8 protein-coding genes and 1 other RNA gene are annotated in these 10,823 nt (G+C 61.8%); all 9 read left to right on the top strand.

Annotated elements, in window-relative coordinates:
* Positions 1-13 precede the first annotated feature (13 nt).
* Positions 14-365, top strand: an RNA gene (gene rnpB, locus Q0K00_RS10030) — RNase P RNA component class A.
* Positions 366-389: 24 nt separating this feature from the next.
* Positions 390-1,709: a 2-C-methyl-D-erythritol 4-phosphate cytidylyltransferase gene (gene ispD, locus Q0K00_RS10025; protein WP_297229142.1), complete on the top strand. Its 1,320-nt coding sequence runs from the start codon at positions 390-392 to the stop codon at positions 1,707-1,709.
* Complete coding sequence (locus Q0K00_RS10020) at positions 1,699-3,450, top strand: long-chain fatty acid--CoA ligase (protein ID WP_297229140.1); 1,752 nt, start codon at positions 1,699-1,701, stop codon at positions 3,448-3,450. Before ispD ends, Q0K00_RS10020 begins: the two co-directional genes overlap by 11 nt.
* A complete protein-coding gene (gene dtd / locus Q0K00_RS10015; protein ID WP_297229138.1) occupies positions 3,450-3,944 on the top strand; it encodes a D-aminoacyl-tRNA deacylase in 495 nt (164 codons plus the stop codon). The genes Q0K00_RS10020 and dtd overlap by 1 nt, the downstream gene beginning before the upstream one ends.
* A gap of 299 nt (positions 3,945-4,243) precedes the next feature.
* Entirely contained in the window at positions 4,244-4,597 is a 354-nt protein-coding gene (locus Q0K00_RS10010; protein WP_297229136.1) for an STAS domain-containing protein, read from the top strand.
* A 92-nt stretch (positions 4,598-4,689) separates the two neighbouring features.
* The gene (locus Q0K00_RS10005) at positions 4,690-5,823 is read left to right on the top strand and encodes a FapA family protein (protein WP_297229134.1); all 1,134 of its coding nucleotides are present in this window, start codon (positions 4,690-4,692) and stop codon (positions 5,821-5,823) included.
* Positions 5,820-7,646: a glycosyltransferase gene (locus Q0K00_RS10000; RefSeq protein WP_297229132.1), complete on the top strand. Its 1,827-nt coding sequence runs from the start codon at positions 5,820-5,822 to the stop codon at positions 7,644-7,646. The genes Q0K00_RS10005 and Q0K00_RS10000 overlap by 4 nt, the downstream gene beginning before the upstream one ends.
* 8 nt (positions 7,647-7,654) lie before the next feature.
* Positions 7,655-9,055, top strand: coding sequence for a glycosyltransferase family 9 protein (locus tag Q0K00_RS09995; RefSeq protein ID WP_297229130.1), 1,401 nt, complete (start codon positions 7,655-7,657; stop codon positions 9,053-9,055).
* Positions 9,056-9,395: 340 nt separating this feature from the next.
* Entirely contained in the window at positions 9,396-10,361 is a 966-nt protein-coding gene (locus Q0K00_RS09990; protein WP_297229128.1) for a hypothetical protein, read from the top strand.
* Positions 10,362-10,823 lie beyond the last annotated feature (462 nt).

Raw genomic sequence — 10,823 nt, 5'->3', positions numbered from 1 at the left:
TATCAGGCAAACGGGAGTCGGACGGGCCACCGCCGCGAAGAGATTCGGGGAGGAAAGTCCGGGCTCCACAGGGCAGGACGCTGGGTAATCCCCAGGAAGGGTGACCTTCGGACAGCGCCACAGAAAGTAAACCGCCCCCCTTGGGGGGTAAGGGTGAAACGGTAGGGTAAGAGCCTACCAGATGTCGTGGTGACGCGACATGCTCGGCATACCCCGTCTGGAGCAAGACCAAATAGGGAAGGAGGCTGGCCCGGCCAATCCTTCCGGGTAGGTTGCTTGAGGGTGCGGGTAACCGCACTCCTAGAGGAATGGTGGCCTCATGCGACGACGCATGACAGAACCCGGCTTACAGGCCGACTCCCGTTTGCATGAACTCTGCCGGAAACGCCATGAACGCCGAACACGCTGATCAGGCTCAGGGATCTGGTCCCGCGTCGCTTCCCGCGGACGACGGCCCGCGTCCGTGGGCCTTGCTGCTGGCGGCGGGTCGTGGATCGCGCATGGCCGCCGCCACCGGCGGCACGTCCAAGCAGTTCCTGCTCTGGAAGGATGCCCCGCTGTACTGGCACAGTGCCCGGACATTCAGCCGCAGCGGCGTGGTGGCCGGCATCATCTTCGTCTTTCCTCCTGACGCCCTCGCACGTTGCGAGGATGAAGTCCGTGCGCTCGACGCCCGTTATCCTCTCGGTCTGCCCTGGAAGGCAGTGAGCGGCGGGGCCGAGCGGGACGATTCCGTCCGTAACGGCTTGGCCGCTTTGCCGAAAGCGGTCACTCACATCCTGATCCATGATGCGGCACGCCCCTTCATGAGCGCCCGTCTTGTCCATGCCGTCCGTGCGGGACTTGCCGACGGGGCCGTGGCGGTCATTCCCGCCCTGCCGGTCACCGACACCATCAAGATGGTGGAAGACGGGCAGGTGCAGTCCACCCTTCCCCGTCATCGCCTTGTCGCGGTGCAGACGCCGCAAGGCTTTGCACGGAGCGAGCTGGAGGCGGCCCATGCCGCACGCGCGGCGGGATGCGCCGCCGGACAGGAGCAACAGCCCGTGACCGACGATGCCATGCTCATGGAGGCCGCAGGCCATACGGTACGGGTCGTGGCCGGGGAAAAGACCAATTGCAAGATAACCACGGTGGAAGATATGGCCCTTCTCAGTCCGTCGCCCTCGCTCCAGCCCCGTACGGGCATGGGGTATGACGTGCACCGCTACGCCCAGGATGCCGGGGAGCCCAAGGCCCGCCCCATGAAACTGGGCGGCATCGCCATTGACAAGGCGCCGGCCGTACTGGCGCATTCCGACGGGGATGTGCTGCTGCACGCTCTGTGCGACGCCCTGCTGGGGTGTGCCGGTCTGGGGGATATCGGTGAGCATTTCCCTGATGCTGACGCCCGGTTCGACAATATTTCCTCGGCGGTGCTGCTGGATCAGGTGCTGACGCGCGTCAGGCGCGCCGGGATACGTCCCTGTCATGCGGATATGACCATCGTGGCGCAGAAACCACGTCTGGCGGCTTTCAAGGATGCTATCCGCCACAATGTGGCGCGACTTTTGCAGCTCCCGCCTGAGGCCGTCAACGTCAAGGCGACCACCGAGGAGCGTCTGGGATTCACCGGAAGAGAGGAAGGCATCAAGGCCTATGCCGTCGTCAGTGCTCTGTACGATCCTCCCGCCGCAGCCGATGCAGGAGAATGCCATCATGCCAGTTGATCCTTCCCGTCCGTGGCTGGCCCATTACGAGGACGGCGTCAGCGCTGAGATCCCGGTCTACGGGAAACCGCTCTTTCATTTTCTGGACGAGGCGGCGCGCCGCTATCCGGATCGGGCGGCCTTGCGCTTTCAGAATACGATCATGACCTATCGCCAGCTCAAGCGGCAGGCCGAGCGTATGGCGGGGCGGCTGCGGGAGCTGGGCGTCGGTGACGGCGACCGTGTGGCGGTCATGCTGCCCAACTTGCCGCAGACGATCGTCCTGTTCTGGGCCATCCTCAAGGCTGGCGGCGTGGTGGTGATGCTCAATCCGCTCTATATGGAATCGGAGCTGCTGACCATCCTCAATGATGCCCGGCCCCGCCACATGATCCTGCTGGATCTGCTCTGGCCCCGCATCGATTCGTTGCGCGACCGATTGCCGGTGGAGACCTACGTCATCACCGGCGTGGGGGACGCGCTCTCCTTTCCGCTCAGTCTGCTCTACCGGTTGAAGGAGCTGCGCAACAGGCACGCCCCCCGTATCCCCTATGGCCCCGGCGTACTGCCCTGGAAGGAACTGGCGCGTGGGAGCGAAGCCTGCGTGGCCAACATCGCCACCCCTGACGAGACGGCCGCCCTGCTCCAGTATACCGGGGGCACCACCGGTCTGCCCAAGGGCGTCCCTCTGACGCACGGCAATCTTGGTTCCAATGCCCTGCAGGTGCTGGAAGTCATTCGCGATCTGCGTCATGAGCGCCACAGCATCGTGGGGCTGCTGCCCTTCTTCCACGTTTACGGGCTGTGTCTCGGCATCACCCTGCCCGCCATGCTGGCCGCCACGTCGCTGCCTCTGCCGCGCTATGTGCCGCAGGATGTGCTGCATCTCATCAATCGGCATCGGCCCACCATCTTTCCCGGCGCGCCTTCGGTCTACGCTTCGCTGCTGCAGCAGAAAAATCTGGCGCAGTTCGACCTCAAGAGCGTCAAGCTCTGCATTTCCGGTTCTGCTCCGTTGTCCCGCGACTTGCGGCGTCAGTTCCACGAGCTGACCGGCGCTTCCCTGCTGGAGGGATATGGTCTGACTGAGGCCTCGCCGGTCACGCACCTTAATCCGCTCACTCCCGAACAGCAGAAGGAGGGGTCCATCGGTATGCCCATGCCCGGTACGGACGCCATGATCGTGGAGCCGGGCGGCATGGAGCCGCTGCCTCCCCACACCGTGGGCGAGCTGCTCATTCGCGGGCCGCAGGTCATGCATGGCTACTGGAACCGCCCGGAAGAAACGGCGGCGACCCTGCAGGAGGGCTGGCTGCGCACGGGCGATCTGGCCTGTATGGATGAAGACGGCTTCTTCTACATCGTGGACCGCAAGAAAGACCTTGTCCTCGTGGGCGGTTTCAACGTCTATCCCCGCGAGGTGGAAGAGGTCATCATGGAACATGAGGACGTGCAGGAAGCCGTGTGCGTGGGCTTGCGTGATCCCCTGCGCGGCGAAGTGCTCAAATGCTACGTCGTGCCTCGTCCCCACGCCGCGCAAAAGCTGGACAAGGCAGCCATCATCGCCTGGTGCCGCAGCAAGCTGGCCAACTATAAGGTGCCGCGCCATGTGGAGTTTCGCACGGAGCTGCCCAAATCGGCTATCGGCAAGGTGCTGCGGCGTACGCTGCGCGAAGAGGAAGAAGCCCGGGCAGCCAGCCGGGCCAAGCGCCATGCCGCACATGCTGAAACGTCGGAAGAAGGCAAGGGAGGTGGAGCCTGATGCGTCTGTGCATCCAGCGAGTCCTGGAAGGTTCCGTAGCCGTGGACGGCACGACCCTCGCCAGCATCGGCAAGGGACTTGTCGTGTTGGTGGGCTTTGGACAGGCGGACGGTCCCGAGCTTGCCGGAAGCGACGTTTTTTCCGGCATGGTCCGCAAGCTTGTGGAGCTGCGCATCTTTCCCGGCGAGGGGGAGTACGCGCAAAAGATGCACTGCACGGTGCGCGAGGCCGGCGGCAGCATCCTGCTGATCCCGCAGTTCACCCTGTATGCCGATTGCCGCCGCGGTCGTCGGCCGGATTTTGTGGCGGCCGCTCCGCCCGCCACGGCACGCGACCTTTTCGATGCCTATGTCCGTCGAGTTGACGACATGATGCAAGGTAACGTATACTCTGGGTTATTTGGGGCTGACATGCGGGTATCGCTCTGCAACTGGGGGCCGGTGACGCTCTGGCTTGATTCTGCGGAGCTCTTTCCCCCGCCTGCAAAAGGATAGCGCGTTTTGCCTTTGAAAAAGGCGAACGCGAGGCGGCGGCACAGCGCCGCCCGGCCCAAATTGAGCGGAAAAACCGCGCTTTTTCCGTGAAACGACAGGCCGTATGGTTTGAAACGTGAAGCGTTTCAAACTGAAAATGCTCTAGAGCATTTTGCCTTTGAAAAAGGCAAAATGCGAGGCGGCGGCACAGCGCCGCCCGGCCAAAAGTGAGCGGAAAAACTGCGCTTTTTCCGCGAAACGACAGGCCGTATGGTTGGAAACGCGAAGCGTTTCAAACTGAAAATGCTCTAGGAGGCGATATGTTCTCGCTGGACATCGAACAGCACAAAAAAACAACGGTCGTGCGCTACCACGGCACGCTGCTCCTTCAGGACGCCATCACCCTGCGGGCCGAACTGGAGAAACTCCTGCTGGCGCAGGGGATCGCGCAGGTAGCCATCGACCTGAGCAGTGTGGAAGAAGTGGACAGCTCCGGCCTCGGCGCGCTTGTCTGTGCCGATACGTTGGGCTTGAGCCACGGGCGGCGTCTTATCCTGCTGTCTCCCTCGGAGCCGGTGCAAAAACTTCTCCGGGACGTGGAGATCGAAGGATTTTTCCCCGCATTCAACAGCGAGCACGAACTTGAGGGGCGCATCCCCGACGTGCTTGAATAAGTGGCGCGCCACCTCCCCCGCATGAGCCGTCCTGCCGTGGCCTGCGGGCAGACCGAATCCGGTGACAGGCAGAAAGGAAGGGAGAGAGAGCCGTGTCATTTTACCTGAAGCACTTTTTCAATCCGGATCTGCACCATCTGAATCTCAAGCCGTGCAGTGAGATCGCGGAAGCCAGCGGCAGCAATCTGTACAACTTGGGCTATGTGCAAAACGTCATCAAGGGGCAGGTGCTGGCCGAGGTCATCCCTCTGAGCCAAGCCGGACCCAACCCTGATCCCCGCTTCGTCCTCGAAAGCGCCGAGCCGCCGTTGGGATTCAATACGGTGGTGGATCCCGCGCATCCGCAATACATCCTCGCCGCCGTCAACGGTTATGTCTTCTATAGCGAAGGCCGCATCACCGTAAAGCATCTGCTCAATGTCCGTCAGGATGTGAGCTTTCAGACGGGCAACATCCACTTTGTGGGGGACATGTGCGTGCACGGCTCTGTCCGGGCCGGTTTCAGCGTACATGCCAACAATGTCCGCATCATGGGCATGGTGGAAGGGGGCAGCGTCGATGCCCGCCGGGATCTGGTCGTCGACGTGGGTGCGCGCGGCGGCACGGGCGAACATTGCGTGCTGGAAGCTCGCGGCAAGATCCTCAGCCCCTTTCTGGAGAAGGTGGAAGTCCGTTCGCGCAGCCACGTGATCACGGAAAAATACTGTTTGTACTGTACCGCCTATGTGGGAGGCAACCTTGTGGTGCGCGAAAGCCTGTACGGGACCACGGCCAACGTGTACGGCAGCGTTTTTGTGGGCAAGCAGCTCGGCAACAAGGCCGGCGTGAGCACGCGCGTCTTTCTGGGCTACGATCCTGAGAACATCCGGGAGCTGGAAGAACTGGACACCACCATTTCCAGCCTTTCGCAGACGCTTGTTCACCTCAAGGCCGTTGCCGGGCATCTGCCGCCCGATGCCACCGAAGCCAGCCGCAAGCTGGTGCGTGCGGAAAAGCAACGCGCCCAGCTCATCGAGCAGCGGGAGAGCCTCTGGAAAAAGCTCAGTCGCGACGAAGCCAGCATGACCGCCTGCCGGCTCATCGTGCCAGGAACGGTCTATCCCGGTGTGGAGATCTCCATCGGGCGCACCTTCATGCAGGTGGAACGCATGTACCAGAACGTGACGTTCATGCTTTCACAGGATGACATCATCGTCGTGCCCAACAGCAGGGAAGATATCCAGTGAAAACGCGTTCGGAGAGCTCTTCAGCCTCCTCCTGTCCCACCGATCATCCCTCGCCCGCGGCGGCTGCCGTTTCTGACGGGCCGCTGCGGGTCGAGGTCATCAGAGACGGCGGCCGTCCCGTCGACATTTGCGTGCAGATGTCGGGCCGTAGTCTGACCATGCTGGGCAGCGGCGGTCCCCGGCGGGAACTGGATGCCTTGCGTCCGCTCCTTCCCGATGCCGCATCGCCGTCCGCGTCCGGAAAGGTCGCTCTCGATGGCCTGCCTGTCCTGCTCGGCTGCGGTATGGGGCACGCTCTGCGCGCCCTGCTGGAGCGTACTGCCGGGCCGGTGGCCGTCGTGGAAAAGGAAGGATCCATCCAGCAGGCCAGCGGCGTGCTGGCGTCGCTCGAACCTGCGGAGCGTGAACGTGTGTTCGCGGTCCGCACTGCGGATCCCGCACAGGCCCTGCGGGAGCTCTCCCATTGGCAGGCCGGGCAGCAGGGGCTGCGTTTCCTGCCTGTCGCCCTTCCCTTCTATCAGCGTCTGGATCGTTCTTATTACGGCTATCTGCGGGAACAGCTTTCGGCCAGCGAGCACTTTGATTTCTGGCGGCGCGCCAGGCAGCCCCGCTTTCGTGGCCGTACGCCCCGTGTCCTGCTGCTGGCCAGCAAATATTTCCTCATCGGAGAGGTCATCGGCGCCTGCAAGACGCTCGGCATCGAGTACGAGCTGCTCCAGATCGAAGATGAAACGCTGGCGCGGTCAGACTTCGTGCAGCAGCTCCTGCGCGCCGTGCTGACCTTTCGCCCGGACTGCTGCATCACCCTCAACCATATGGGGGTCGATGTGGAGGGGGTCCTCATGGATCTGCTGGCCCGGCTGGAACTGCCGCTGGCGTCCTGGTTCGTGGACAACCCCCACCTCATCATCCATCTCTACAGTCGTTGCGTCAGTCCGTGGACGGCCCTGTTCACCTGGGATGCCGACAATGTGGAGAGCCTGCGGGCTACCGGCTTCCAACATGTTTCCTATTTGCCGCTGGGGACGGACCCGCAGCGTTTTTGTCCGCAGGCTGGGGCCGCCGCTCCGGCAGCCTGGCGCAGCGATGTTTCCTTCGTGGGCAACTCCATGATCTACAAGGTGGGGCTGCGCCTCAAGAAAGGACGGTTCCCGCGCGCTCTGCTGTTGCCGTTCTATCGTTGCGCCGCCGCCTTCATGGCCAGCGACACGCGCTCCGTTGCCGATTTTTTGCGGGAGGACATGCCCGATGTCTACGCGCGATACATGGCTCTGCCGGACAATGAAGCCCGCCTTGCCTATGAGACCGCGCTGACCTGGCAAGCCACACGCTTGTACCGTAACGGCTGTGTCCGCGAGCTGCTGCCCTTCTCGCCGCTGATCGTAGGGGATGGCGGTTGGAATATCGAGTTTCGGCATGACGCCCGCAAGCCGCGTTTGCTGGAGCCCATCACCTATTACACGGACTTGCCGCGCTTCTACCCCTGCTCCGCCATCAACTTCAACTGTACCAGCAAGCAGATGAAAGGGGCCGTCAACCAGCGCATTTTCGATGCTCCTGCCACAGGGGCCTTTGTGCTGACCGACTGGCGGCCGCAGATGGACGCGCTTTTCGAGCCGAACGAGATCGCCTGTTACCACGATAAGGAGGAGATCCCGGAGCTCGTGCGTTACTATCTGGCCCATCCGCGGGAACGGCAGGCCGTGGCCCGTGCGGGGCGTGACCGCGTGCTGCGCTGTCATACATGGGCGCACCGTCTCAAGGAAATGCTGGACGAGATGCGCCGCATCTACGCTACTCCTACCGCTGACGCGCCACGCTAGATCCGCCCATGTCCACCACGCTCGTCCTGCAGATGCATCGTCTCGGGGATCTGATCCTGAGCTTTCCCCTGCTGCATTATCTGCAACGTCGCACCTCCTGCCGGGATATCTGGGTCGTGGCGGAGCCTGCCTTCTTCCAGCCGTTGCTGTCGGTCGCGCCGTCCGTCACCTTTTTTCCGGCAGCACAAGGGGAAGCCATTGCCGCCTCCCAGCCCTTTGAACTGGGCATCAATCTCAGTTCACGCCCGGCGTCGGCCCGGATCCTGGGCGGTATGCAGACCGGGCAGCGGCTTGGTCTTTCCGAGCAGAAGGGTGCGCTGCATGTGTACGGTTTCTGGCAGCTTTACCGGCAGGCGCTTACCCAGAATAACCGGGGCAATCCCTTCCACTGGTCGGATCTGAACACTCTGGATCTTGCGCCGGATGCCGATATCCATGGCATCGGCCATACCTTGCCCAGACCGGCAGGTACCGGACGTGTGGGGCTCGTGCTAGGCGCCAGCGAGGTCGCCAAACGCCCTTCTCCTCAGTTTTGGGCCCGTCTTGCTCGTCGTCTTGCCGCCAACGGGCATATGCCGCTCTTTCTGGGGGGCGAGGCCGAGAGGCCCCTCGGCAAGGAGACCGCCCGACTCAGCGGTCTGCCGCAGGCCGATCTGTGCGGCAAGCTGCCGCTGGATGCGCTGGTCAACGTCATGCGGCGTCTGGATCTCTGCATCACGCCGGATACAGGCCCCATGCATCTGGCCAGCTGGCTGGGGGTACCGGTACTCAATCTTTCTCTGGGGCCTGTCCATGCCCGAGAGACTGGCCCCAGTTCGCCGGGCCAGTGGGTGCTGCGGGCTGCCATGAGTTGTACGGGCTGTTGGCAGTGCCGCCACGGCAATCTGCATTGTCATGGTCTGTTCACAGCGCCCGCTGTGGCCAGTGTGGCCGAAGCCGTCATGCGGCATGGTGACGGGCTGTTGCATCAGCCGCCCAACCTTCCCGCCGGACTTGAACTCTTTCGCACGGCGCGCAATGATCTCGGCCTGCATCAGCTTCGCCCGGTGGGCGTACGGCGTTCCTGCGTACGCGGACTGCTTGAAGATTTCTGGCAGGCGTTTTTTCTGGCGCTCTATCAGCCTGCCCATCTGCCGTTACTGCAACCGGCCCTAGAGGCCCTTGCGGCGTCACCATTGCCGCTATCCCGTCTTATCGAGGGATTGCACGCCATCTGTACCGCCTGTGCGCGCCATGTTTCGGGCAAGGCCCCGTTGGCGCGTGATTTCTGGCGTAGTCATCCGCCTCTGCTGCGTCTTGTGGCGGGCTTCTGCCAGATGTGGCTGGAGAACGCTCAGGCAGACTCCCGTCAACAGGCCTGCCTGCTGCATGATCTGCACACGCTCGTTACACAGGTGAAACAGAAATAAGCGGAGTGCATGTGCGTGGCGATTCTTTGATGAGGAACTGTTGCCGTAAGGGAATTGCCGTGTGACGACCTCCAGCCGCCGTCTCTCCTCTCGCCAGTCCATCCCAGTCCGGTCTTTTCTCTTTCTGTGGATAGACGTGTCCCCAGCCGCCATTTTTTCTTCAGGAATGCCTTTTTCGGCAAAGAGCATTTTACCTTTGAAAAAGGCAAAATGCGAGGCGGCAGCACAGCGCCGCCCGGCCAAAGGTGGGCGGAATAACGCTTTTTGCCCGCGAAGCGACAGGCCGTATGGTTTGAAACGCAAAACGTTGCAAACTGAAAATGCTCGAAAAGGAGTTGCCATGAAATCTTTTTGTCTCCTCCTTGCCGCTGCCCTTCTGTTTGGTCAGACTGGCTATGCCGTCGCCATGGACTACTTGCCCAGAGATAGCAAGTTCATGAGCTTTCTTTATAATCTTGGCTTCGATTCCCCTTGGGAGTGTGTCCGCATGGCGGACCATGTTCCTCCCCTGCCGCCTGAAGCGGATAAGATCTTCAAGGCCGCCCGCGCTTTGGAGAAACGCGGCGACCTCACCCCCCGGGAAAAGGGGCAGGTCTTTGAAGGCTACAAGAAAGCCGCGGAAATGGGGCACTGGAAAGCCATGAACAGCCTTATCGCCTGCTATAGGAGCACGTCGGCGGGGTCTGAAAAGGCTCTGGAAGTCGCGGACAAACTCATTGCCATGAACGTGCCCAGCGGCTGGTACGCCCGCTACCGCATAGCGCGAGACACCGACGCTCTCCGCAAGGCCGCGGAGCTTGGCGAGCCCAATGCCCTGTACAAGCTGGGCATGTCGCAGGATAGTGATGTGCTTGGTATGCGCTACCTGATCTGCGCCGTACGTCAGGGCCACGGAGAGGCCGCCTACCAGATCGGCACCTATCTGGAGATGTTCGGCAATTCTTACATGGCAGTCGAATATTTCTATCGGGCGGTCTCTCTGGGGCATGATATGGCTGCTCTCGAACTGGCTGGCGTCTTCCATCCTGAATACGCGGCAGACGACTTTGGGCATAATCTCGGCTTTCAGGTCTCCTCCTCGCCCGAGCTGCACAAGGCCTTTTACAACTACTATAAGATCCTGGATAAAGAACCCGGCACGCGCCTTCCGGGCCTGTTCAAAAAACATCCGTTGCCGCCCAATGCCGCCATGACCCGCGAACAAAGCCGCGCCATGCCCTCCCCGCTCAAGGAGGCTTTCGGCGGCAAGTGGCCGGACGAGATCTTCCCCGATCTGGCCCCGGACTACCTTCCTCCGGAATTGTAGAGCATTTTCAGTACGGTCTGTCGTTTCGCGGAAAAAGCGCGGTCATTCCGCTTGGTTTGGGCCGGGCGGCGCTGTGCCGCCGCCTCGCGTGTTGCCTTTTTCAAAGGCAAAACGCTCTAAAATCATCCAGCGGCCGAAGCATATCATGCGAAAGGGAGCCCCCCTGCAACAAGGAGGCTCCCTTTCGCATAGGATCTGCCCATGAGCGTGTGTCGGTTCAGACGGCAGCCTGTGGGTCCGTTAGAGCATTTTCAGCTTGAAACGCTTCGTGTTCCAAATCATACGGCCTGTCGTTTCGCGGAAAAACGCGGTATTCCCCGTTCACCTTGACCTGGGCGGCGCTGTGCCGCCGCTTCGCATCTTGCTTTTCTCAATGGCAAAGCGTTCTAGAGCGGATTCGCATTGAAATCGTGTCCAATCTCAATGCTGACGCTGCCCTCACACTACGGAAAAAGCGTGGTT

Origin of the sequence: uncultured Desulfovibrio sp. (genome assembly GCF_944327235.1) — a bacterium.
GTDB lineage: Bacteria > Desulfobacterota > Desulfovibrionia > Desulfovibrionales > Desulfovibrionaceae > Desulfovibrio.
This window is presented reverse-complemented; position numbering and strand designations above follow the sequence as displayed.